The sequence below is a fragment of the Serratia sp. SA088 genome (assembly GCF_049065515.1).
Lineage (GTDB): Bacteria > Pseudomonadota > Gammaproteobacteria > Enterobacterales > Enterobacteriaceae > Serratia > Serratia nematodiphila.
Genome location: NZ_JBAKGW010000002.1, coordinates 565,208 through 586,445, shown reverse-complemented (window position 1 = coordinate 586,445; position 21,238 = coordinate 565,208). Strand labels below are relative to the sequence as shown.

Here is a 21,238-nt window from a genome sequence, read left to right as displayed (position 1 = left end):
CCTGGCGGCAGCCAGGCCGTGAGGAACTACTTCAGGCGGTCTTGCAGGTAGCGCTGATAGTCGGGGATAGCGATCTCCACCTCGCTTTTGAACAGCGGAGAGTCGATCAGAAAGTCCGCGGTCGAGCGGTTGGTGGCCACCGGAATATTCCATACGGTCGCCAGCCGTAGCAGCGCCTTCACGTCCGGATCGTGCGGCACCGCGTTCAACGGATCCCAGAAGAAGATCAGCATGTCTATCTTGCCTTCCGCAATCAGTGCGCCAACCTGCTGATCGCCGCCCATCGGGCCACTCAGCATGCTGGTGACGGGAATGCCGCTGGCGCGTTGTATCAGGTTGCCGGTCGTACCGGTGGCGTACAGCTGATGCTGCGCCAGAATAGTCTTGTGGCTTTCTACCCACTCCAACAGGGCCTGTTTACGGTGATCGTGCGCCACCAGCGCAATGTGTTTGCGCGCGGCGATAGTGCGGGTAGTCAATTCCATCTCAGTGTCCTTCGCTAATCGGGGGGATGTGCGACAGATTACTGAAACTGTTTTTCACTGCCTAGCGTTTGCGCCTGAAAATGCGAAGAAAAGGCGCCTTTGCGGGGAAAGACGCCGGGAGGGATCAGCGAATCGGTTGTTTATTGGCCCAGCGCAGGAAGCGCTTCTGTGTTTCCTTGTCGGCCTGTTGGAACCAGTATTGCAACATCTGTTCCGACACGTTTTCACCTTTCAACGTCACCGTCGGGGCATTCAGCGGTGCGCCGGCCAACGCGGGGATTGAGGGATTGCCTGCGTTCGCCTGCACAAAGGTCGGAACGGAGGCTGGGCGGTTCTGGCGGTTGTAATCGGTCATCACCTTTTCCAAATCGGTATTGAAGGTGACGCTGTCGGGATGCAGCGCATCATGCCGGAATGGCAAGGCGTTGCCGTCTTTATCGACCACCAGATAATTTAACGTTCTGTCAAAGCGTTGCGCATCACGATCGTTCTCGATGCGCGGCAGTTCGATCGCCACTTGGCTGATCTTTTGCGTATTGAAGCTGGCAACCAGCGGCAGGGAGGTATAGGCCTGTGTATGCTGGCCGGAACGTACGGTTTTGGTCACTTTAAACAGCAACTGGTGCTGCCCGCCATCCAGTTCAAGGCTGTCGGCACCTTTTAACAACGAACCTGTCATTTTCTTGCCGTCGACCACCAGCAGGTCGATGTCCGGGGAGAGTTTCAGGGTCGTAGCCGCGGCAGGCATACTGATGCTGAGCAACGCCGCAACCACCAGACCAAATTTCATCATTATCTCCTTATAAAGTGACGTAGCTCTAAGTGTTGAACACGGCATAGGTTGTGTCAAAATTTTTCAATCGGGTGTTTTGTTTACATTTTTACATATTTTATCGCGATTAGACACGACCGTGCGCAGCTGAACCGCGACAGCCTCTGACCATAAGATTGCGGTGAAGTTTCCTTCGCATTAGCGTTTAACCGAGCGAATGCCGATCGGTTACACTCGAAATGGAAAGTGACGCAGTGATAAACGGGAGTTGAAGATGCAAGATCAAGAGATTGTTGAGTTGTTGCAGCAGGTGAAAACCATCGCGCTGGTCGGCGCCAGCGATAACCCGTCGCGGCCCAGTTATGGTGTGATGGCATATCTGTTGGCACAAGGGTATCAGGTGATCCCGGTCAGCCCAAAACTGGCGGGGCAGACGCTGCTGGGGCAGCAGGTTTACCCTACGCTGGCCGCTATCCCACAGCCGGTGGATATGGTTGACGTGTTTCGCAATTCGGAGGCGGCTTACGGCGTGGCGCAAGAGGCGATAGCGATCGGCGCCAGGGCGCTGTGGTTGCAGATAGGGGTGATCAACGATCAGGCGGCAGCGCTGGCGCAACAGGCTGGGCTGCGCGTAGTGATGGATCGCTGCCCGAAAATAGAAATCCCGCGTTTAGGGCTGGAGCGCTAAATAAAAAAAGGGCCTGGCACGATGCCGGGCCCTCTCGGGGTTTCTCAGGTCTTGGCGCGGTCAATTGCGCAAACGTGGCGCCTGTAACTGGTGACGGATGGATTCCGCCAGTTCATCCAGCGATGGTTGTTCGGGATGCGCTTCCTGGGGCTCGCCATCCAGCTGCGCTTCCGCCAGATAGGTGTGCACCGGTTGGCCTTCCTCGTCTTCCATCACCACGTGGTACCAAGGGGCGGAACGCAGTTCGTCGTTCGCCGCTATCTCGTCAGCTTTGGGTTGTTCTAAAGAGTATTCCGGGTCGATATCGATAACGACCCCCAAATACCCCAGCAGTTTATGCCTAACCTGTTGTCCGATACCGAATTTGCTGGCAATCATGATGACCTCCTGAGAAACAATGCCTTGCTCATATATGGGGGCAAGGCAGCGCATTTCAAGTTACATCACCCGACAAGCGAAGCCTTTCAGATACAGCCCCTCAGGATACGTGGCGATCACCGGGTGATCGGCAGCCTGGCGGAACTGCTCTATAAATTGTACATCACGTCCGGCATCTACAGCGGCATCGGCCAAAATTTTCTGGAACAGGTCGGTCGGCATCAGGCCGGAGCAGGAGAAGCTGAGCAGAATGCCGCCTGGATTCAGCAACTGCAGCGCCAGCATGTTGATGTCTTTGTAGCCGCGGCAGGCGCTGGCCAGCTGATTCTTGTTCTCGACGAATTTCGGCGGATCCATGATGATCAGATCGAATTTTTCGCCTTGAGCGCGGTAGTTGCGCAGCAGCTGGAACACGTCATCGCGAACGAACTCCGCCTTGTTCAGATCCAGCCTGTTGAGTTCGACGTTCTGTTTGGCGATGTCCAGCGCCGCCTGCGAGGTATCCACGCTGATCACCTGCGCGCAGCCGCCCATCAGAGCGGAAACGGCGAAGGCGCCGGTGTAGGAGAAGCAGTTCAGCACTCGGCGGCCGGCAGAGTAGTTCCGCGCCGCCAGGCGGCTGTCGCGTTGGTCGAGGTAGAAACCGGTCTTGTGCCCTTGCTGAATGTCCACCAGCAGCTTCATGCCGTGTTCAGCGATCGGCAGCAGTTCCGGCGGCAAATCGCCCAGCACCAGGCCCTGCGCCAGCGGCAGGCCTTCTTTTTTACGCACCGCAACGTCGGAGCGATCGTAAATCGAACATTCCGGGTAGCAATGCTGCAGGGCGGAAAGCAGGGCCGGGCGCTGGTATTCGGCACCGGCGGACAGCAGCTGCAGCACCAGGAAATTCTGGAAGCGATCGATAGTGATGCCCGGCAGGCCGTCGGACTCGCCGGCGATCAGGCGGTATCCGTCCAGACCGTCACGCTGCGCGACCCAGTCGCGCCAGCTTTGCGCTTGCTGCAGGCGGCGAATGAAGAAATCGATGTTAATCTCTTCATCCTGCTGGAAAGTCCAGACGCGTGCGCGGATCTGCGACTCGGGCGAATAGGCGCCGCGCGCCAGCCACTTGCCCTGGCTGTCGAGGATATCGATGGTTTCACCGGAGAGGGCTTTACCCTCAACACGTTGAACGGCGCCGGAGAACACCCAAGGGTGGCGACGGAGTAAGGACTTTTCACGTCCTTTGGCGAGAAACAGGCGTACGGTCATAATTAATAATGCTGCCAGCTAGGATAGAAAGAGTGACATGGCGGTGCAAAGGCACGGCAATGCCATAATGAAAACTGAATTAAGGGGGCGATTATGACACAAGTTTGCATTGCTGCGTATGTGTATGGCGTGGTGCAGGGGGTAGGGTTCCGCTATTCCACTCAGCGGCAGGCCGAGGCGTTGGGGGTGACCGGCTATGCGCGCAATCTCGATGACGGCAGCGTTCAGGTGGTGGCCTGCGGCACACAGGCGCAGGTGGATAAGCTGGTGGAGTGGTTGAAACAGGGCGGCCCGCGCAGCGCGCGCGTTGAACGCGTGCTGGTGGAACCGCAGGGGGGGGCCGATTACGCCGGGTTTGGCATTCGCTATTAAATGCTCGCCTGCAGCGGCGCTGCGGGCGGCGCGGTCAGATGCATTTCACCGGTTTCGGCAAGCCGGCGATTTTGGTGGCTTGTTTGGCCGGCCCTTTCGGGAACAGGCGATACAGATAGCGGCTGTTGCCTTTTTCTTCGCCGTATTTCTGCGCCATGGCTTTGACCAGCATGCGAATAGCCGGCGACGTATTGAATTCCTGATAGAAGTCGCGCACGAAGCGCACCACTTCCCAGTGTGCTTCGGTGAGCACGATCTCTTCCTGCGCGGCCAGCAGCGGCGCCAGGCCCTCATGCCAGTCGGCGCTGTTTTTCAGATAGCCCTGCGCGTCAGTGTCGATAACCTGACCTTCAAACTCCAACATACTGCCTCGATAACGGATAATTCGGAACGGCCGCCAGTTTAGCAAATTTTTTCGGCCGCAAAAAACAAAGCCCCGCCGGAGCGGGGCCTGGAAGACATGCGTAACGCGCGATCAGTTGCTGCGGGCGAAGCCCAGAATGCTCAACAGGCTGATGAACATGTTGTAGAGCGACACGTACAGGCTAACGGTGGCGCGAATGTAGTTGGTCTCGCCGCCGTGAATGATGTTGCTGGTTTCCCACAGGATCGCGCCGGCGGAGAACAGGATGAACAGCGCGCTGATAGCAAGGTGCAGAGCAGGGATCTGCAGGAACAGGTTGGCGATCACCGCCACCAGCAGCACCACAAAACCGGCCATCATCATGCCGGACAGGAACGACATGTCTTTACGGGTGGTCAGCACATACGCCGAGCAGCAGAAGAACACCGCGGCGGTGCCGCCCAGCGCCAGCATGATCAGATCGCCCGCGCCCGCGTTCAGGAACGAACTGAGGATCGGGCCGAGGGCGTATCCCATGAAACCGGTCAGCGCGAAAGCCGCCAGAATGCCCGCCGGGCTGTTGGCCAGTTTATGGGTCAGGAACATCAGGCCGTAGAAACCGACCAGCATCAGCAGCAAGCCTGGCGCAGGCAGACCCAACATTGTACTGGCGGTCGCGGTCAGGGCTGAGAAAGCCAGGGTCAGGGATAACAGGAAATAGGTGTTGCGCAGGACTTTATGCGTGCTGAGCAGCGAGTCGCGCGAAGAAGATGATGAGACGACAATGCGGTCCATAATGCTCTCTCTTATCAGGCCATCACAAAATAATCCCGATGATAGGCAGCGCAAGGGCTTGATTAAAGTTTGTTTACCAATCTTTACCCTTAGTTATCATTATGGCAACAGCGGGGTGGGTGTTCGTTTGATCGCCGCTTGCTTTGCCTGCGGCGATTTTTCGCGCGGTTGAACGCGTTCGGGCTTTACAAGCGAATAAGCTCTGTTTATAGTGCGCGTCGTTGCGGAGGGGTGGCCGAGTGGCTGAAGGCAACGGTCTTGAAAACCGTCGACGGGAAACCGTTCCAGAGTTCGAATCTCTGCTCCTCCGCCATACATTCTGACCCCGTGCTCTCTGAGCACGGGGTTTTTTGCTTTTGCGTGCGGATAAACCGGGGCGCTTCTGCAGGAAACGCGATCGGCTATTGATAAGGGCCATGCGTCGGTGAGATTATGCACCTATCAAGGCCGGCCGCTCGGATGCCTGCTGTTGCCAGGCGTGACCGCTGCGACAAGCAACGCCGCCTTATCAATTTTGCTTAATGCTCTTATGGAGACAGAGATGAACTGGTATCAAGTCGCCTTATGGACCATGATCTTTTTGAAGTCCGGCGCTTTCCTGGTGTTCGTATGGTGGTGGATGTTCAAACGCGCGACCAAACCTTATGTCCGCCCGCAAGACGTTGTGGTGGACGACACGCCGTACGATGAGAACCTCACCATGGAAGAGGTGATGAAAAACCATGGCATCGTCCGCACGGATATGTCGGTAAAATAGTCCTCCCGCCTCCCCAACCGTTATCTGGGGCGTGTTTGCCAAGAGCGCGCCCCCTTGTGTTTCTTCGCTGCCTCTCTGCTCACCCTCAACGCCGGCCTGACGGTCAGGTTGCCCAAAATGGGCGTGGCGCAGGTGGTGAATGACAACCAACCCGGCTACACGCCGTTCTCGCTGAACATCAGCTGCCAGAACATGCAGCAGGAAGACATTGCCGACCGCGCCACCTCACTGTTTCACGTCGCCGCCGGCGGCAGCCTGAACAGTCATTTCATCATCGGCATGGGCGCTTATTATTACCCTTATCAGCGTGATGGCGTGACGCAGGGGGAAATTAACACCTCGGCCACGTTGAACATCATCTATCCCTGAGAGGAATGGGCTGGGAAGCTCCAGTGAGCCGCCGTCTCGCTCATCGGTCCTTTCCGGCGCCATGTTCGAGAATCTGTGCGCCGGCGCCCTGTTGGCCCAAAATATCGTTTGGGTTGCGCAGCGGGCAGTCGGTGAGCGACAGGCAGCCGCAGCCGATGCAGCTGTCGAGATGGTCGCGCAGCACCGTTAGCCGTTGAATGCGCTCATCGAGCGTTTTGCGCCAGGCGCAGGACAACACGCCCCATTGCTCCGAGGTCAGCTTGCTGCCGGCGGGAAAGCGGCCCAGCGTGGCGCGGATTTCCTCCAGCGGAATGCCCGCGCTTTGCGCGATCTTGATCACCGCGATGTAGCGCAACACCACCGGCGTGTAGCGGCGCTGGTTGCCGGCGTTGCGCGTCGCCTGAATCAGCCCCTTGCTCTCGTAAAAGTGCAACGCGGATACCGCCACGCCGCTGCGCTTCGCCACTTCCCCAACGGTCAATAGCCGATAGGTGTTAATCGGTTCATTTCTTGCCATTCCACGTTCCTCGGCTTGACCTAAAGTTAACCTGAGGTTTTATAGTGCAGCCAGCCGGACTTGGCAACCGGCATCTTTCGTCACCCGCCTGCGCTGCGTCGGGGGAAGGGTGGCTTTGGCTGTAAAATCAGGAAGAAACCGTTACATGATGAAACGATACCTCATTATTGCCGCGCTGCTGGCGGCGCTCGCCGTCGCTGCGGTAGCGATGCGATCCACCGCCCGGCAAAGCGAAGGCGCGCCGGCCTATCCGCCGGTGAAAGTGGCGCTGGCGCCCGCCCTGCGTGAACAGGCGGCGCGCAGTTACGCCGGCGTAGGCGAGCTGGAGGCGGCCAGTCAGGTGGAAGTGGCGGCAGAGACCAGCGGCCGCATCACGCGCATCCTGTTCGAATCCGGCCAAACGGTACGGCAGGGGCAACTGCTGGTGCAGCTCAACGATGCGGTCGAGCAGGCTGAGCTGGTGCGCCTGCAGGCGCAGCTGCGCAATGCCGATCTGCTGCTGGCGCGCATGCGCAAGCTGATGAACCTCAACGCCACCGCGCGGCAGCAGTTGGACGATGCGCTGGCCGAACGGGATATGGCGTTCGGGGCGGTGCAGGAAACGCAGGCCAAAATCGCGCAAAAGGCGATCCGCGCGCCGTTCTCCGGCGTCATCGGCATTCGTCGCGTGCATGAAGGGCAATACCTCAACGCCGCCGAGGCGGTGGCCAACCTGGTGGATGCCGATACGCTGCGCGTCAATTTCTCGCTGGACGAACAAAGCAGCGCCGGACTGGCGTTGGGGCAGGCGGTGTCGGTGCAGGTCGGTGCCTATCCCGAGCGCGCTTTCCCCGCCGCTATTACCGCTATCGACCCGATGATCGGCAAATCCCGCACCGTGCAGGTGCAGGCGACGTTGACTAACCGCCAGGGATTGCTGAAGGCCGGCATGTACGCCGGCATTCGCGTCACGCAGCAACAGCGCGTGGCGGTGCTGACGGTGCCGGAAACGGCGCTGACCTATACGGCGTACGGCGATACCGTGTTCGTCGCGCAACAGGGTGAAAAGGGCATGACGGTCAAGCGCGTCTCGGTCACCGTGGGCGAACGCAATGACGGGCGCGTCGAGATCGTCAGCGGCCTGCAGGAAGGCGAGCGGGTGGTGACCTCGGGCCAGCTCAAGCTGAGCGACGGCATGGCGGCCGAGCCGGTGGCGCAGGATGCTCTGAGCGCCGCCCAGGCCGGTTCCTGAGGAGAGACCGATGACATTTACCGATCTGTTCGTGCGCCGGCCGGTGCTGGCGCTGGTGGTCAGCACCTTGATTCTGCTGTTCGGCGCGCTGGCGCTCAGCAAACTGCCGATCCGCCAATACCCGCTGCTGGAAAACTCTACCATCACCATCAGCACCGACTATCCCGGCGCGTCGTCCGAGCTGATGCAGGGCTTTGTTACGCAGCCGATCGCCCAGGCGGTGTCCTCCGTCGAGGGCGTTGACTACCTTTCTTCCTCCTCGGTGCAGGGGCGCAGCGTGGTGACGGTGCGCATGGCGCTGAACCGCGACTCCACCCAGGCGCTGACCGAAGTGATGGCCAAGGTCAACCAGGTGCGCTATAAGCTGCCGGAGCAGGCTTACGATCCGGTGATTGAGCGTTCCGCCGGTGAAGCCACCGCCGTGGCCTATGTCGGTTTTTCCAGTAAAACGCTGTCCACGCCGGCGCTGAGCGAATACCTGACGCGGGTGGTGGAACCGATGTTCACCACCATCGACGGCGTCGCCAAGGTTGAAGTGTTCGGCGGGCAAAAAATGGCGATGCGCCTGTGGCTGGACAGCGATCGGCTGGCCGGCCGCGGTCTGACCGCGGCCGACGTGGCCGATGCGGTGCGGCGCAACAACTACCAGGCGGCGCCGGGCAAGGTGAAAGGGCAGTATGTGGTTGCCAACGTGCGGGTGAATACCGATCTCACCAGCGTAGAGGAGTTTCGCAATCTGGTGGTGCGCAACGACGGCAACGGTCTGGTGCGCTTGAAAGACGTCGGCACCGTGGAGCTGGGCGCCGCAGCCACGGAAACCAGCGCCTTGATGGATGGCGAACCGGCGGTGTTCCTTGGCGTCTTCCCTACGCCGACCGGCAACCCGCTGGTGATCGTCGACGGCATCCGCCACCTGATGCCGGCGATCGACAAGATGCAGCCGCCGGGCGTGAAGATGGCGCTGGCGTTCGAGACCGCGCGCTTTATTCAGGCCTCGATCGATGAAGTGGTGCATACCCTGCTCGAAGCGCTGGCGATCGTTGTGGCGGTGATCTACCTGTGTCTGGGGTCGCTGCGCACCGTGTTGATCCCGGTGGTGACCATTCCGCTGTCGATACTTGGCGCTGCCGGGCTGATGCTGGCCTTCGGCTTCAGCGTCAATTTGCTGACGCTGCTGGCGATGGTCCTGGCGATCGGTTTGGTGGTGGACGACGCCATCGTGGTGGTGGAAAACGTGCATCGCCATATCGAAGAGGGGAAAACGCCGCTGGCGGCGGCGATGATCGGCGCACGCGAGGTGGCCGGGCCGGTGATCGCCATGACCCTGACGCTGGCCGCGGTCTATGCGCCGATCGGCCTGATGGGCGGGCTGACCGGCGCGCTGTTTCGCGAATTCGCGCTGACGCTGGCCGGGGCGGTGGTGGTGTCCGGCGTGGTGGCGCTGACGCTGTCGCCGGTGATGAGCTCGCTCCTGCTGCCGGCCAAACAGAGCGAAGGGCGCGTGGCGCACGCCGCCGAGTGGTTCTTCGGCGGCCTGACGCGGCGCTATGCGCGCGCGCTGGATTTCTCGCTGCACCACCGTTGGCTGACCGGCACGCTGGCGTTGCTGGTGATGATCAGCCTGCCGCTATTGTACCTGATGCCGCAGCGCGAGCTGGCGCCGACCGAGGATCAGGCCATCGTACTGACCGCCATCAAGGCGCCGCAGCAGGCCAACCTGAACTATGTCGAACGCTTTGCCTACAAGCTGGACGAGGTTTACAACCGCATGCCGGAAACCGAAAGCCGCTGGATCATCAACGGCAGCGACGGCACGGCGTCCGGCATCGGCGGTATCAACCTGACGCTGTGGCAGGCGCGCCAGCGCTCGGCGTCGGCGGTGCAGGCCGATCTGCAACGGGCGGTGAACGATGTTGAAGGCACCAGCATTTTCGCCTTCCAGCTGCCCGCCTTGCCAGGCTCCACCGGGGGGCTGCCGGTGCAGATGGTGCTGCGTACGCCGCAGGACTACCCGCAGCTGTACCGCACCCTGGAGGAGGTGAAACAGAACGCCAGAAACAGCGGCCTGTTTATGGTGGTGGACAGCGATTTGGACTACAACAACCCGCTGGCGGAGGTGCACATCGATCGCGCCAAGGCCAACAGTCTGGGGATACGCATGAGCGACATCGGTGAATCGTTGGCGGTGCTGGTGGGAGAGAACTACCTCAACCGCTTCGGGATGGACGGGCGCGCTTATGACGTTATCCCGCAAAGCCTGCGCGAACAACGGCTGACGCCGCAGGCGCTGGCGCGGCAATATGTTCGCGCCCAGGACAATACGCTGGTGCCGCTCTCCACCGTGGTATCGGTGGCCGTTAAGGTCGAACCGAACAAGCTGACCCAGTTCAACCAGCAGAACGCCGCCACCCTGCAGGCGATTCCCGCGCCCGGCGTTTCGATGGGCGAAGCGGTGGCTTTCCTCGAACGGCAGGCCAATGCGCTGCCGGCCGAATTTAGCCACGACTGGCAGGGGGATTCGCGCCAATACACCCAGGAGGGCAGCGCGCTGGCGTTCGCGTTCCTGGCGGCGTTGGTGATCATTTACCTGGTGCTGGCGGCGCAGTACGAGAGCCTGAAAGATCCGCTGATTATCCTCATCACCGTGCCGCTGTCGATCTGCGGCGCCTTGCTGCCGCTGGCGCTGGGCTACGCCACGATGAATATCTATACCCAGGTCGGTCTGGTGACCCTGATCGGGCTCATCAGCAAGCACGGCATTCTGATGGTGGAGTTCGCCAACGAGCTGCAGTTGCATCAGGCGCTGACGCGGCGCGCCGCGATTTTGCAGGCGGCGCAAATTCGTCTGCGGCCGGTTCTGATGACCACCGGGGCGATGGTGTTCGGTTTGATCCCGCTGCTGTTCGCCAGCGGCGCCGGGGCTGCCAGTCGCTTCGGCCTGGGGCTGGTGATCGTCTCCGGCATGCTGGTGGGCACGCTGTTTACCCTGTTTGTGTTGCCGACGGTGTATACGCTGTTGGCGCGCGATCACGCGGTAGCCTCACCCCGTCAGCGTGAGTTGGCCGCCGCGCAAAAGGCGCTGACGGAATAATCCGCCGGCGCCCGCGTGAAGAATAAACCCGCTTCGGCGGGTTTTTTCGTCAGTTTTTGCAGCCCATCAACTCCGGCAGAACGCCGGGTTTGCCCTTCAGCGAAGCCTGCACGTCGTCCGGCAGACCGGCCCAGATGATCAGGCCGGTGCGTTTCTCGATCTCGTCCACCGTCACGCGGAATTGGCAGAAATCGGCGCCCTTCGGCGTGTTCTGGTCGAACAGGAAGGCGGCATAGTGGTTCACTGCCGGGCTGTTGTTGATGAAAATCACCTTCCAGTAGGCGCTGGGGATGGTGTGCGCTTTCTGGGTGCCCGGCAGTTTGCCCATATCGCGCTCATACAGCGGCCCGGTCACGGTATAGACCGAGGAGATATCGGCGCGATCGATCAGCTTGCGTTCCTGATCTTCCAGCCGCGCCCAGGCGCCCTGGTTCAGATCGGACTTTTGCGGCGTGATGTTGGACAGGTAGTTCAACGATTCCCAGTCGGAGACGCCCGCCAGCGAGGCCAGCGGCGCCTGATGACCGCGATCGACCTTCAGCGCGGCGTTGGCGCCGGTGTAATCGGCGGGCGCCAACGTGTCCGCCGGGTTGAGCGCCGGATCGGTTTTCCAGTTGCGCGTCTTGCCGCTGGCCGGCGTGTCTTTGGTGATGTGATAGGCCACCCAGTTGGCGAACTTGGTGGTGCTGTTGTTGTTCAACGTATAAGCATGACGCACGATAGACACGTTGCTACTGCCGCCGGTCGGGCAGCCGACCGCGCAGTTGTCGATGGATTCGAGCGTGTCGGCCGACGCCTGCGCGGCGAACAGCAGGGCGGCCAAGGCCAACATCTTGTTGTTAAAGCGCATATTCATATCCTCAATAAGTTAAAAAACACTGTATATATTTACAGTAAATTAAACTTATCGCAGTGAAACGAATACAACAATGCAACATATTCATGTTGTGAATGTGTCAGTCATGGTACAGCCAGGCCACACGTTAAATACGGCGGAAATAAAAACGGCGTCCAACAGACGCCGTTTCAAAGGGGGTTATTCCAGCAGGTCGTTGACCGTGCGGCGAACGTAGTGCGTCATCTGCGCCAGATCGCCCGGTGACACCGGGCCGCCGCCGGCGCGTACCACTTGCTGTTCGATCTGGGCGATTTCCTGTTCGACCTTGTTGGCGATCTGCACTTTGACTATCTTGTCCACCGAAGACAGCAGCACCTTCAAGACGACTTTCAGCGCGATGTTTTCGCAGAACGAGTCGTAGTGATGAACCGGCGGCGGCGGGGCCGGCTCGGGCGCGCGCGGAGCCAGAGCCTTGAAGCTGTCTACATTTTCAATAATAAGATCCATGTCTCTTATTAGTTCATCAAAATCTTTAGACACTGACTTATTCCCTTCGCTGTGCGCAAAAAACAGAACGCCCGTCCTCGGGCTGAAAGCGGATGAGCGACGGGCAGAACGAATTCGGGCCTGGCCTTCAGACGTTGAATGGCCGGGGGAGGGGCATTCTAACCTTGCGGCGGGTCGGCAACAAGATGGGGCCGTGCGAATGCGCGGCCCTTTGGATCACGAGGCTGGAGGGCGCTTAACTTTTCAGCTTGGCGGTGATTTTGGCCACGTGTTCGCCCTGATAACGGGCAATGGTCAGCTCTTCGTTGCTCGGCTGCCGCGAACCGTCGGCGCCGGCGATGGTGGTGGCGCCATACGGGGTGCCGCCGCGCACCTGTGAAACGTCAAACAGCTCCTGCGTCGCATAGCCGATCGGCACGATGATGAAACCGTGGTGTGCCAGCGTGGTCCAGGTCGAACTGATGGTCTGTTCCTGGCCACCGCCGGTGCCGGTGGAGGAGAAGACGCTGCCTACCTTGCCGTACAGCGCGCCGGAAGCCCACAGGCCGCCGGTCTGATCGAGGAAGGTGCGCATTTGCCCGGCCATGTTGCCGAAGCGGGTCGGCGTGCCGAAAATAATGCCGTCATAGTCCGCCAGCTCTTGCGGGGTGGCGACCGGCGCCTGCTGGTGTTGCTTGCCCCCGGCCTTGGCGAAGGCTTCCGGCGTCATGGTTTCCGGCACGCGTTTGACCGTCACGTCCACGTTATCGACCCGATTCGCCCCTTCGGCCACCGCCTGCGCCAGGCGTTCGATGTGGCCGTACATTGAGTAATAAAGCACCAACAGTTTCGTCATGTTCCGTACTCCCGCTCAGATGATTAACAAAAACCCCTGATAAGCATAGAAGCGAATGACGAACTTGGCGTTACGACGTTACCTGATGCCGGCGATCGCCAGCAGGGCGCCAAAGGCGATCAGCAGCCCGCCAAAGGTACGATCGATGCCGCGGCGCAAACGCAAAAAGCGCGCATTGACGCCCGGTGCGGAAAATAGCAGCGCGACGGCGGCAAACCAGAAGATATGGACGGCGGCGATAAAAAGACCATAGCCGATTTGCACGCCGAGCGGGGTGTGCGGAGAAACCACCTGCATGAACAGGCTGACGATGAAGATGGTGGTTTTCGGGTTTAACGCGTTGGTGAGAAAGCCGGTTTTCAAGGCGGCGAAATCGCTGATGGCGGCCGGCGCTGTTGTGGGGGCTGCATCATGGTGCGCCGCGTTGCGCAGCAGCGTAACGCCGAAGTAGATCAGGTAGGCGGCGCCGATGGCTTTAAGCAGGTTAAACAACCAGGGCGACTGTTGAATCAATACGCCGACGCCAATCAGCGTATAGCTGACATGGACCAGCACCCCGGCGCCAATGCCGCAGGCGGTCAAGACGCCGGCGCGGCGCGAAAGCAACAGGCTATTGCGCGAGACCATGGCAAAGTCCGGCCCCGGGCTTATCACGGCGAGTAAAGTAATGGTGACGACAGCGATGAGTTCAGTCATAGTTATCCTTGCGATGTTTATCAATAGAGTGACTGATTTATAAGAGTAATTTTTCTCGGTGACAAACGATGAATAGTGACAGTATCGGTGAGAAAAACTCACGCAAAACCGGCAGGCCGTTGCCGTTGGGCGGGCTGCGTTGCTTCGAGGCCGCCGCGCGGCTGGAAAGTTTTACGCAGGCGGCGCAGGGGCTGAATTTGACGCACGGCGCCGTCAGCCGGGCGGTGCGGGCGCTGGAAGAGGAGCTGGGCGTGGCGTTGTTTGAGCGCCGCCATCGGCGGGTTCTGCTCACGGCGGCGGGGCGCAAGCTGTTTCAGGCGACGCAGCAGGCATTCGGCATTCTGGATCATACCGCGCTGGAACTGCGCCAGCAGGCGCTCGACGCGCCGCTGGTCTTGTCCTGTGAACCGACCTTGTTGATGCGTTGGCTGATCCCGCGCCTGCCGGCTTTTCAGCAGGCGCCCCCGGATATCAACTTACAGCTGGTGGCCGGTGGCGGGCCGTTTTCGTTCCATGACGGCATTACGGCGGCGATCAGGCGCAATGACTTCGATTGGGGAAAGCAGGTGCATAGCCTGGCGCTGTTCAGTGAAAAGGTTGGGCCGGTGTGCCAACCCGAGGCGTTGGCAAGGATGACGATTGCCGAGGGCAGCCTGCGGAGTTTGCGGCCCGGCACTAAACTGCTGCATTCCGCCACCCGGCCGGATGCCTGGCGGCACTGGGCGCAGCAGCAGGGGATGACGTTGGCAGGACATTCGGAGCAGCGCTTTGATCATTTCTATTTCAGCCTGCAGGCGGCGGTTGCCGGTCTTGGCATCGCGATCGGCCCGTGGTTGCAAGTGCGAGACGATCTGGCCGCCGGTTTGTTGAGTGCGCCGTTCGGTTTTACGCCCGACGGCAGCGGCTATTACCTGCTGTCGCCGCAGGCGATCGTGCCGGGCAGCGCGTTGGCCCGGCTGGCCGAGTGGCTAACGCTCACGGCAGACGCCTGAGTTTTTGCGCCAGCCGCTGTTCCTGCCAGCGGCTGAAGACGTTGCGCAGCAGCAGAGTGCGCACCGCCCGCATGACCAGCGCGATGCTCATGCCGCCGATCGCCCACAGCGACCAGAGATAGTGCGGGTGGGTAAACCAATTAATGGCGAACAACATCACGCCAATCACGGCGAAACGCACCGCCATGCTCAGCAGTTTGCCTTCTGCCGCGACCTGGCTACGAAGGCGCTGTTCGTCAGGCTCCTCCTCCTCCATTGTCTGTTGCGGCTGTGCGTTGAGATCGCGGACCTGCACGCCCAGCGCGGCGGCGATTGCGGTCAAGGTTTCCAGGCTGGCCTGTTCGCCGTTTTCAATCCGCTGTACGGTGCGGGTGCTGAGGCCGGCGATGGTCGCCAGCTGCTCCTGCGACCAGCCTTTTTCCAGACGTAACGGCCTGATGCGGTACTTTTGCATGATGCACTCCCGAGTTCGCTGTCACTGTCATCCAGTGTAGGAGGCGCGGGGTGGCGGCGCCACGACAGCGGCACGACAGCGACACGACATCCGCCGCCGGCGCGGGCTGGCGGGCAGTCAGAAGGCGACGTTGCGAATAAAGCGCAGCGGGAGATCGCCGTGGTTGGCGTAAGCGTAACGTTGATCGCTGTTGAAAGTTTGCGCAGCGCCGGCGCTGAGCGTCAACCTGCCTTGTTCCAGTTCCAACGTCAGGGTGCCGGCAATCACATAGATCATCTCGCTCCAGCCTTCGGCGTCCGGCGCCGAGTCATAGCGCTCGCCCGGCATCAGCGTCCATTCCCACAGCTCGGCCCGTTGGCGCGCCGGCACGCTGGCGGCGAACAGCGCCTGGCTGCCCGGCTGTGCGCCTTGCCAGGCCAACTCTCCCACCAGGTGGCTGCCGCGCGCTTCCGGCGCCTGGATCAGATCGGTAAAGGAAATCGCCAGGGCGGCGGCAATCTTGTCGAGCACCGCCAGGCTGACGTTGCGATCGCCGGCCTCGATGCCCGCCAGCATGCGGCGGCTGACGCCGGAAAGTTCGGCCAGCGCCATCTGGCTCAGGCCCGCCTGTTGGCGGTAGCCGCGCAGATTACTGCTCAGGTACTGCAGCACTTTGGGGGGATCGGTTTTCGCGTTATGCGCCGTATTGCTCATCGCCGGACTTTATCTCATACTGGCAGGATTTGTGCATTATATTGCACTCAGCAGGAAGGGCAAGCCGGTGTCAGCAGCAAAAAAATCCTTTATTTCCGCCGTGGTTCCGCAGATCAGGCTGCCGGAAGCGGTGTTGATTTTCATCACCATGATCTGGGGTGGCACCTTTTTGGCGGTGCACCACGCGATGCAAGTCAGCGGGCCGTTCTTTTTTGTCGGCCTGCGTTTCGCCACCGCCACGCTGGCGTTGACGCTGTTTTCGCTGCGCGTGCTGCGCGGCCTGACCCTGTATGAACTGAAGGCGGGTGTGCTGATCGGGCTGGCGATCATGTTCGGCTATAGCATGCAAACCGTCGGCCTGCAGACCATCACCAGCAGCCAGTCGGCGTTCATCACCGCCATGTATGTGCCGATCGTGCCGCTGTTGCAATGGCTGGTGCTGGGGCGGTTCCCCGGCATCATGTCGTGGATCGGTATTCTGCTGGCCTTTACCGGCCTGATGCTGCTGGCGGCGCCGAGCAGCACCGACATGACGCTGAGCCTCGGCGAAATTCTGACGCTGGCCGGCACGCTGGGCATGGCGGCAGAGATCATCCTCATCGGCGCTTTCGCCGGCAAGGTGAATATCCGCCGGGTGACCATAGTACAGCTGGCGACCGCCTCGCTGGCCTCATTTTTGATGATGGCGCCGACCGGCGAGTCGCCGCCGCCGTATTCGGATTACCTGCTGTACAGCGCCATAGGGCTGGGGCTGGCCAGCGCGTTGATTCAGCTGACCATGAACTGGGCGCAGCGCAGCGTTTCACCCACGCGCGCTACGGTGATCTACGCCGGTGAACCGGTCTGGGCGGGCATCGTCGGGCGGCTCGCCGGTGAGCGTTTACCGGGCGTGGCGCTATTGGGGGGCGCGTTGATCGTGATTGGGGTGGTGGTCAGCGAGCTGCGCGTGCGACGCAAGGATAAAGCGGCGGTGGCGACGGAAGCGGATTAGCGCAGAGGCGTAAAAAGAAAGGGGCGGAGAGATCCGCCCCTTTTTGCATCACGCGGTTTTCTTCTTGCGCAGGAACACGTAAGACAGGCCGAGCACGATGAACCACAGCGGGGTGACGATCAGCGCCTGGCGGGTGTCTTCGCGCAGCGACAGCAGCACCAGCACGAACACGAAGAACGCCATGCACACCCAGCACATCAGTTTGCCGGCAGGCATTTTGTAGATCGATTTCTGGTGCAGCGCCGGGCGTCGTTTACGGTAGACCAGGTATGAGCACAAAATGATGGTCCAGACGAACATGAACAGAATCGCCGATACGGTGGTCACCAGAGTGAAGACCGTCATCACGTTCGGGATCAGGTAAATCAGCACCACGCCGCCCAGCAGGCAGATACAGGAGAAGGTGAGGCCGTTGGCCGGCACCGCGCGCTTGGACAGGTTAGCGAACGATTTCGGCGCGTCGCCTTCCTGCGCCAGCCCGAACAGCATGCGGCTGGTGGAGAACACGCCGCTGTTGGCGGAAGAGGCGGCGGAGGTCAGCACCACGAAGTTGATTACGCTGGCCGCGGCCGGCAGGCCAATCAGCACGAACAGCTCAACGAACGGGCTCTTGTCAGGCACCACGGAGTTCCACGGCGTTACCGACATGATGACGATCAGGGCGAACACGTAGAACATGATGATGCGGATCGGAATCGAGTTGATGGCGCGCGGCAGCGACTTCTCCGGATCCTTGGTTTCCGCGGCGGTGGTGCCCACCAGCTCAATGCCGACGAAGGCGAATACCGCGATCTGGAAGCCGGCGAAGAAGCCGCTGATGCCTTTCGGGAACATGCCGCCGTCATTCCACAGATGGGTGAATGAGGCCACGGTGCCGGTCGGCGACTGGAACTGCATGGCGATCATCACCAGCCCGGCGACAATCAGCCCAACGATGGCGACGATTTTGATCATCGCAAACCAAAACTCCATTTCGCCGAACATTTTCACCGTCGCCAGATTAAGGCCGAGCAGCAACAGCACGCACAGCAGTGAAGCGATCCACTGTGACAGCTCGGGGAACCAGAACTGGGCGTAGGCGGTGATCGCCACGACGTCGGCGATGCCGGTGACCACCCAGCAGAACCAGTAGGTCCAGCCGGTGAAGAAACCGGCCCACGGGCCGAGCAGATCCGCGGCGAAATCGCTGAACGATTTGTATTCCAGATTGGACAGCAGCAGCTCGCCCATGGCGCGCATCACGAAGAACAGCATAAAGCCGATGATCATGTACACGAAGATGATCGAGGGGCCGGCCAGGCTGATGGTTTTACCGGAACCCATAAACAGGCCGGTGCCGATGGCGCCGCCGATGGCGATCAGTTGAATATGTCGGTTAGTGAGGTTTCGCCGTAGATGATCTTCTGAAGCGGGCGTCGCGTCAGTCGCTATTTTAGAGTGATCTACCATCTGATGATGTCCTGTTTTACCTGTCATTAGTGAAGTCGCGAGCTCTGAAGTGGCTCTTTTTTATACATTTATCCGGTTGGTCCGGCTTTAGTAAGGTAGTGCAATAACGCCACCTTTGTGCAACATGTTTACAACATTTATACGCGGGATAAAAGTCGATCAATCTTTACACGAGAGGAGGCAAATCGGACGTTCAGGGAGCGGAAGATTACTCTTCAAACGGTGGGATTAACAGACCTTATGCGGCTTATCTCGTTGATTAAACAAAGGGTTGTAAAATTCGCATGAGAAAAAGTAATGGGTGTAAGCGTTTGACAGCGCCTCCGACGAGGAGGACAATTTACCGCGTTGGGTCGTTAGCTCAGTCGGTAGAGCAGTTGACTCTTAATCAATTGGTCACAGGTTCGAACCCTGTACGACCCACCAACCAAATCAGCGTGTTACGCTCAGACTTTTCTTCGTTTCTTCCCGCATTGCGCCGTTTTAAGCGCGCATTCTGCAAAAAAATTCGCATTTTTCGACTGATGTTCAGAAAGGTGATCTGGCGCAAACTGCAATGTTGCACCGTACTTTATACGGCAAGGGAGGCTGTGCGCTGGCGCAACGTCGGCGTAGGGGCGGGCCATTTGCCCAAGAATCTTTCAGGTCAGGAAACGGGGAATAAATGCGCCGTCGACATCAAAAGCAGCGCCCAGACGGCGGCCGAGAGCGCGGCGGTGGCATAGACGCGCCGCGCCGGCAGTTGCAGCATGCCGGCCATCAGCGGCACGGTGTAACGCATCACCGCCAGAAAACGCGAGGCGAACAGCAGCGGCAGCCCGCGCTTTTGCAAGGAACGTTGCGCTTTGCGCAGCGGGGCGTGAAAGCGTGCCGGCAGCCGGCGGCCAAGATCGCGACGGCATAGCAGCGCGCCGAAGTGGAAAGACAGGATCGAGCCCAACGCGGCGCCGAGGGCGATGGCCGCCCAAACTGCGCCGAAGGGCAGCGCGTGCTTGCCCGCCACGATGCCCATCAGCAGCGTCACCGAGGCGGGCGGCAGGGCGGAAGACACCACGATCACCGATTTTCCCAGCGCGAACAGGAAAATCAGCAGCAGCAACATCTCCGGTTCCGGACTGTATTTGGCGATAATGTGCGTCAATTCATCCATTTAACACCTGCGAGCGAGAGGGCTGAGTGCCAGTGTCCCATCCGCAGGTTCAATAAGGGTTAAATAACGCGCCGCTATCCGGCGATCTCCGCGTCTTGCTTGCTCACGTCGGTGTGCCGGTTTCTGAGCGCCCACAACAGCGTGGCGCACAGCAGCGAAAAGGCGGCCAGCACCAACGGCCCGGCATGCGGGCTGTGAAAACGCTGTTCCGCCTCGGTGCGGATCAGCGGGGCTAAAAAGCTGAATGCGGCGCCAAGCGTGGTGCAAAAACCGATGCCGGCCGCCAGCGCCGGGCCGGTCAGCACCTGGGCGGGAAACGTCCAGAAAATCGGCTGTACCGCCAGGAAACTCACTGCGCAACAGCTCAGGGCGACGATGGCGAGCAGAGGGCCGGCATAGGAAGACACCACCAAACCCAGCGCCGCCGCGACCATGCCCCCGACGGCGATCGGTAATCTTCTGGCGGTGTTTCTGTCGGCATAGCGCGGCAGGAAATAGACGCCCAGCGCGGAGAACGCCCAGGGAATGGCGGCCACCAGCGAGGCCTTGAAGCCAAGATGGGTGCCCATCAGCGAGGCGACCTGCGACGGCAGGAAAAACATCAGGCCGTATACGCCGATCTGCAGGGTGCCGTAGATCAACGCCAGATGCCAAACTTTGCCGCTGCTCATCGCCGCTTTGACGCTGCTGGTTTCGGTCTGCTGCTGTTCATCGGCCAATTGTGCCACCAGCGCCGTGCGTTCTTCCTCGGTCAGAAAGCGGGCCTGCCGTGGGCTATCGTCGAGATAGAAAAAGGCGAAGACGCCGAGGGCGACGGCCGGCAATCCTTCCAGCACGAACATCCAGAACCAGCCGGGCTTGCCCAACACGCCGTGCATCTCCAGCAATGCCCCCGATAGCGGTGAACCGAGCGTCAGCGCCGCCGGCACGCCGAGCACGAAAATGCCAATCACCGAGGCGCGCACCTTATTGGGAAAATAGATCGACGCCAGCAGCAGGATGCCGGGGTAAAAGCCGGCTTCGGCGATCCCCAGCAGAAACCGCAGGACGATAAATTGCTGTTCATTGGTCACCAGCCCGGTGCAGGCCGACAGCGCCCCCCACAGCGCGGTGGTGGCGCTGAGCCAGCGTTTGGCGCCCCAGCGGTTCATCAGCAGGTTGGCCGGGATGCCGAACAGCGCATAGGCGGCAAAAAATATCCCGGCGCCCAGTGCAAAGGCGGATTGCGACAGCGCGATATCGATGGCCATTGCGTCCTTGGCAAAGCCGACGTTAACCCTGTCGATAAAGGCGATGAAGTACATGGCGAACATCAAGGGCACCAGTCTGCGCCAGGTTTTGCGAATGGCGGCGTTGAGCGCAGGAGCGGCATAGGTGGCGTGATTCACTGGCGGTAACCTCTCTTCTGAGAATGACAAGCGTCGGTCATAAGGACCGTCCTGGCGCCGTTGCCCTCAACACGACGGTAACAGCGGACTTTTTTCGCAAACCCCAAAGGTCTAATGGTCAGGCCTTTTGGGGTGAAAAAAAATGCCGCGTATCGGGTCGGCAGATTGATGCAGACATCACCATGGTGAATGGTGT

24 protein-coding genes and 2 tRNA genes are annotated in these 21,238 nt (G+C 60.2%); 10 read left to right on the top strand and 16 right to left on the bottom strand.

Features of this window, described 5'->3' with window-relative positions:
- Nucleotides 1–26: 26 nt before the first annotated feature.
- Together ACOWVD_RS07965 and ACOWVD_RS07960 are read right to left on the bottom strand one after the other, a co-directional pair.
- Entirely contained in the window at nt 27–485 is a 459-nt protein-coding gene (locus ACOWVD_RS07965) for a methylglyoxal synthase (RefSeq protein ID WP_015377363.1), read from the bottom strand.
- Between the two features lie 124 nt (nt 486–609).
- Nucleotides 610–1,275, bottom strand: coding sequence for a DUF2057 family protein (locus tag ACOWVD_RS07960; protein WP_421105573.1), 666 nt, complete (start codon nt 1,273–1,275; stop codon nt 610–612).
- Between the two features lie 256 nt (nt 1,276–1,531).
- Between ACOWVD_RS07960 and ACOWVD_RS07955 the strand changes: the two genes are divergently transcribed.
- Entirely contained in the window at nt 1,532–1,945 is a 414-nt protein-coding gene (locus tag ACOWVD_RS07955) for a CoA-binding protein (protein WP_033633420.1), read from the top strand.
- Nucleotides 1,946–2,005: 60 nt separating this feature from the next.
- On the opposite strand, the gene hspQ is transcribed toward ACOWVD_RS07955, so the two are convergent.
- Together hspQ and rlmI are read right to left on the bottom strand one after the other, a co-directional pair.
- Complete coding sequence (gene hspQ, locus ACOWVD_RS07950) at nt 2,006–2,323, bottom strand: heat shock protein HspQ (protein ID WP_004928104.1); 318 nt, start codon at nt 2,321–2,323, stop codon at nt 2,006–2,008.
- A 60-nt stretch (nt 2,324–2,383) separates the two neighbouring features.
- The gene (rlmI, locus tag ACOWVD_RS07945) at nt 2,384–3,574 is read right to left on the bottom strand and encodes a 23S rRNA (cytosine(1962)-C(5))-methyltransferase RlmI (protein ID WP_049239715.1); all 1,191 of its coding nucleotides are present in this window, start codon (nt 3,572–3,574) and stop codon (nt 2,384–2,386) included.
- A gap of 93 nt (nt 3,575–3,667) precedes the next feature.
- Here rlmI and yccX point away from each other — a divergent pair, with 93 nt between their 5' ends.
- A complete protein-coding gene (gene yccX, locus ACOWVD_RS07940; protein WP_049239714.1) occupies nt 3,668–3,946 on the top strand; it encodes an acylphosphatase in 279 nt (92 codons plus the stop codon).
- A gap of 34 nt (nt 3,947–3,980) precedes the next feature.
- Here yccX and tusE read toward each other — a convergent pair whose 3' ends face one another.
- Nucleotides 3,981–4,310, bottom strand: coding sequence for a sulfurtransferase TusE (tusE, locus tag ACOWVD_RS07935; RefSeq protein ID WP_004928095.1), 330 nt, complete (start codon nt 4,308–4,310; stop codon nt 3,981–3,983).
- A gap of 111 nt (nt 4,311–4,421) precedes the next feature.
- A complete protein-coding gene (gene yccA, locus ACOWVD_RS07930; protein WP_049239713.1) occupies nt 4,422–5,084 on the bottom strand; it encodes an FtsH protease modulator YccA in 663 nt (220 codons plus the stop codon).
- Between the two features lie 225 nt (nt 5,085–5,309).
- Between yccA and ACOWVD_RS07925 the strand changes: the two genes are divergently transcribed.
- From ACOWVD_RS07925 to ACOWVD_RS07915, 3 genes are all read left to right on the top strand, one after another.
- Nucleotides 5,310–5,397, top strand: a tRNA-Ser gene (locus tag ACOWVD_RS07925).
- A 228-nt stretch (nt 5,398–5,625) separates the two neighbouring features.
- Nucleotides 5,626–5,841: a hypothetical protein gene (locus tag ACOWVD_RS07920; RefSeq protein WP_016928277.1), complete on the top strand. Its 216-nt coding sequence runs from the start codon at nt 5,626–5,628 to the stop codon at nt 5,839–5,841.
- Nucleotides 5,842–5,895: 54 nt separating this feature from the next.
- Nucleotides 5,896–6,210 carry a hypothetical protein gene (locus ACOWVD_RS07915; RefSeq protein WP_241487032.1) on the top strand — a complete coding sequence of 105 codons (315 nt, stop codon included), beginning with the start codon at nt 5,896–5,898 and terminating at the stop codon, nt 6,208–6,210.
- Between the two features lie 40 nt (nt 6,211–6,250).
- Here the strand turns inward: ACOWVD_RS07915 and soxR are convergent, their stop codons facing one another.
- Entirely contained in the window at nt 6,251–6,727 is a 477-nt protein-coding gene (gene soxR / locus ACOWVD_RS07910; protein WP_421105572.1) for a redox-sensitive transcriptional activator SoxR, read from the bottom strand.
- A gap of 145 nt (nt 6,728–6,872) precedes the next feature.
- Between soxR and ACOWVD_RS07905 the strand changes: the two genes are divergently transcribed.
- The gene (locus tag ACOWVD_RS07905; RefSeq protein WP_421105571.1) at nt 6,873–7,958 is read left to right on the top strand and encodes an efflux RND transporter periplasmic adaptor subunit; all 1,086 of its coding nucleotides are present in this window, start codon (nt 6,873–6,875) and stop codon (nt 7,956–7,958) included.
- Between the two features lie 10 nt (nt 7,959–7,968).
- The gene (locus tag ACOWVD_RS07900) at nt 7,969–11,049 is read left to right on the top strand and encodes a MexW/MexI family multidrug efflux RND transporter permease subunit (protein ID WP_164095242.1); all 3,081 of its coding nucleotides are present in this window, start codon (nt 7,969–7,971) and stop codon (nt 11,047–11,049) included.
- A 49-nt stretch (nt 11,050–11,098) separates the two neighbouring features.
- On the opposite strand, the gene ACOWVD_RS07895 is transcribed toward ACOWVD_RS07900, so the two are convergent.
- The 4 genes from ACOWVD_RS07895 to ACOWVD_RS07880 all read right to left on the bottom strand — a co-directional run bounded on the left by ACOWVD_RS07895 (nt 11,099) and on the right by ACOWVD_RS07880 (nt 13,925).
- On the bottom strand, nt 11,099–11,899 hold the full coding sequence (locus tag ACOWVD_RS07895; RefSeq protein ID WP_049239708.1) for a DNA/RNA non-specific endonuclease: 801 nt from the start codon (nt 11,897–11,899) through the stop codon (nt 11,099–11,101).
- A gap of 186 nt (nt 11,900–12,085) precedes the next feature.
- Complete coding sequence (locus tag ACOWVD_RS07890) at nt 12,086–12,394, bottom strand: hypothetical protein (protein WP_176326067.1); 309 nt, start codon at nt 12,392–12,394, stop codon at nt 12,086–12,088.
- A gap of 235 nt (nt 12,395–12,629) precedes the next feature.
- Nucleotides 12,630–13,229 carry an NAD(P)H:quinone oxidoreductase gene (gene wrbA, locus ACOWVD_RS07885; protein WP_015377377.1) on the bottom strand — a complete coding sequence of 200 codons (600 nt, stop codon included), beginning with the start codon at nt 13,227–13,229 and terminating at the stop codon, nt 12,630–12,632.
- A 78-nt stretch (nt 13,230–13,307) separates the two neighbouring features.
- Nucleotides 13,308–13,925 (bottom strand): LysE family translocator, encoded by a 618-nt coding sequence (locus ACOWVD_RS07880; RefSeq protein WP_049239706.1) that lies wholly within the window; start codon nt 13,923–13,925, stop codon nt 13,308–13,310.
- 68 nt (nt 13,926–13,993) lie between these two features.
- On the opposite strand from ACOWVD_RS07880, the gene ACOWVD_RS07875 reads away from it, so the two are divergent.
- Nucleotides 13,994–14,917 carry a LysR family transcriptional regulator gene (locus ACOWVD_RS07875; RefSeq protein WP_421105570.1) on the top strand — a complete coding sequence of 308 codons (924 nt, stop codon included), beginning with the start codon at nt 13,994–13,996 and terminating at the stop codon, nt 14,915–14,917.
- On the opposite strand, the gene ACOWVD_RS07870 is transcribed toward ACOWVD_RS07875, so the two are convergent.
- Together ACOWVD_RS07870 and ACOWVD_RS07865 are read right to left on the bottom strand one after the other, a co-directional pair.
- Nucleotides 14,901–15,371, bottom strand: a complete 471-nt coding sequence (locus ACOWVD_RS07870; RefSeq protein WP_197763607.1) for a helix-turn-helix domain-containing protein — start codon at nt 15,369–15,371, stop codon at nt 14,901–14,903. The genes ACOWVD_RS07875 and ACOWVD_RS07870 overlap by 17 nt on opposite strands.
- Nucleotides 15,372–15,488: 117 nt before the next feature.
- Nucleotides 15,489–16,064 carry a helix-turn-helix domain-containing protein gene (locus ACOWVD_RS07865; RefSeq protein ID WP_421105569.1) on the bottom strand — a complete coding sequence of 192 codons (576 nt, stop codon included), beginning with the start codon at nt 16,062–16,064 and terminating at the stop codon, nt 15,489–15,491.
- 67 nt (nt 16,065–16,131) lie between these two features.
- Here ACOWVD_RS07865 and ACOWVD_RS07860 point away from each other — a divergent pair, with 67 nt between their 5' ends.
- Nucleotides 16,132–17,055, top strand: coding sequence for a DMT family transporter (locus tag ACOWVD_RS07860; RefSeq protein ID WP_015377382.1), 924 nt, complete (start codon nt 16,132–16,134; stop codon nt 17,053–17,055).
- Nucleotides 17,056–17,103: 48 nt separating this feature from the next.
- On the opposite strand, the gene cycA is transcribed toward ACOWVD_RS07860, so the two are convergent.
- Complete coding sequence (gene cycA, locus ACOWVD_RS07855) at nt 17,104–18,504, bottom strand: D-serine/D-alanine/glycine transporter (RefSeq protein ID WP_028128006.1); 1,401 nt, start codon at nt 18,502–18,504, stop codon at nt 17,104–17,106.
- A 350-nt stretch (nt 18,505–18,854) separates the two neighbouring features.
- On the opposite strand from cycA, the gene ACOWVD_RS07850 reads away from it, so the two are divergent.
- Nucleotides 18,855–18,930 (top strand) — tRNA-Lys (locus ACOWVD_RS07850).
- Nucleotides 18,931–19,150: 220 nt separating this feature from the next.
- Here ACOWVD_RS07850 and ACOWVD_RS07845 read toward each other — a convergent pair.
- Nucleotides 19,151–19,654 (bottom strand): DedA family protein, encoded by a 504-nt coding sequence (locus ACOWVD_RS07845; RefSeq protein WP_015377384.1) that lies wholly within the window; start codon nt 19,652–19,654, stop codon nt 19,151–19,153.
- A 74-nt stretch (nt 19,655–19,728) separates the two neighbouring features.
- Nucleotides 19,729–20,967, bottom strand: coding sequence for an MFS transporter (locus tag ACOWVD_RS07840; protein WP_421105584.1), 1,239 nt, complete (start codon nt 20,965–20,967; stop codon nt 19,729–19,731).
- Between the last annotated feature and the right edge of the window lie 271 nt (nt 20,968–21,238).

What these genes read in the sequence shown, in the direction of transcription:
- ACOWVD_RS07965 (WP_015377363.1), bottom strand. Translation starts at nt 485, where the DNA reads ATGGAATTGACTACCCGCACTATCGCCGCGCGCAAACACATTGCGCTG.
- ACOWVD_RS07960 (WP_421105573.1), bottom strand. Translation starts at nt 1,275, where the DNA reads ATGAAATTTGGTCTGGTGGTTGCGGCGTTGCTCAGCATCAGTATGCCT.
- ACOWVD_RS07955 (WP_033633420.1), top strand. Translation starts at nt 1,532, where the DNA reads ATGCAAGATCAAGAGATTGTTGAGTTGTTGCAGCAGGTGAAAACCATC.
- hspQ (WP_004928104.1), bottom strand. Translation starts at nt 2,323, where the DNA reads ATGATTGCCAGCAAATTCGGTATCGGACAACAGGTTAGGCATAAACTG.
- rlmI (WP_049239715.1), bottom strand. Translation starts at nt 3,574, where the DNA reads ATGACCGTACGCCTGTTTCTCGCCAAAGGACGTGAAAAGTCCTTACTC.
- yccX (WP_049239714.1), top strand. Translation starts at nt 3,668, where the DNA reads ATGACACAAGTTTGCATTGCTGCGTATGTGTATGGCGTGGTGCAGGGG.
- tusE (WP_004928095.1), bottom strand. Translation starts at nt 4,310, where the DNA reads ATGTTGGAGTTTGAAGGTCAGGTTATCGACACTGACGCGCAGGGCTAT.
- yccA (WP_049239713.1), bottom strand. Translation starts at nt 5,084, where the DNA reads ATGGACCGCATTGTCGTCTCATCATCTTCTTCGCGCGACTCGCTGCTC.
- ACOWVD_RS07920 (WP_016928277.1), top strand. Translation starts at nt 5,626, where the DNA reads ATGAACTGGTATCAAGTCGCCTTATGGACCATGATCTTTTTGAAGTCC.
- soxR (WP_421105572.1), bottom strand. Translation starts at nt 6,727, where the DNA reads ATGGCAAGAAATGAACCGATTAACACCTATCGGCTATTGACCGTTGGG.
- ACOWVD_RS07905 (WP_421105571.1), top strand. Translation starts at nt 6,873, where the DNA reads ATGATGAAACGATACCTCATTATTGCCGCGCTGCTGGCGGCGCTCGCC.
- ACOWVD_RS07900 (WP_164095242.1), top strand. Translation starts at nt 7,969, where the DNA reads ATGACATTTACCGATCTGTTCGTGCGCCGGCCGGTGCTGGCGCTGGTG.
- ACOWVD_RS07895 (WP_049239708.1), bottom strand. Translation starts at nt 11,899, where the DNA reads ATGCGCTTTAACAACAAGATGTTGGCCTTGGCCGCCCTGCTGTTCGCC.
- ACOWVD_RS07890 (WP_176326067.1), bottom strand. Translation starts at nt 12,394, where the DNA reads ATGGATCTTATTATTGAAAATGTAGACAGCTTCAAGGCTCTGGCTCCG.
- wrbA (WP_015377377.1), bottom strand. Translation starts at nt 13,229, where the DNA reads ATGACGAAACTGTTGGTGCTTTATTACTCAATGTACGGCCACATCGAA.
- ACOWVD_RS07880 (WP_049239706.1), bottom strand. Translation starts at nt 13,925, where the DNA reads ATGACTGAACTCATCGCTGTCGTCACCATTACTTTACTCGCCGTGATA.
- ACOWVD_RS07875 (WP_421105570.1), top strand. Translation starts at nt 13,994, where the DNA reads ATGAATAGTGACAGTATCGGTGAGAAAAACTCACGCAAAACCGGCAGG.
- ACOWVD_RS07870 (WP_197763607.1), bottom strand. Translation starts at nt 15,371, where the DNA reads ATGCAAAAGTACCGCATCAGGCCGTTACGTCTGGAAAAAGGCTGGTCG.
- ACOWVD_RS07865 (WP_421105569.1), bottom strand. Translation starts at nt 16,064, where the DNA reads ATGAGCAATACGGCGCATAACGCGAAAACCGATCCCCCCAAAGTGCTG.
- cycA (WP_028128006.1), bottom strand. Translation starts at nt 18,504, where the DNA reads ATGGTAGATCACTCTAAAATAGCGACTGACGCGACGCCCGCTTCAGAA.
- ACOWVD_RS07845 (WP_015377384.1), bottom strand. Translation starts at nt 19,654, where the DNA reads ATGGATGAATTGACGCACATTATCGCCAAATACAGTCCGGAACCGGAG.
- ACOWVD_RS07840 (WP_421105584.1), bottom strand. Translation starts at nt 20,967, where the DNA reads ATGTTCGCCATGTACTTCATCGCCTTTATCGACAGGGTTAACGTCGGC.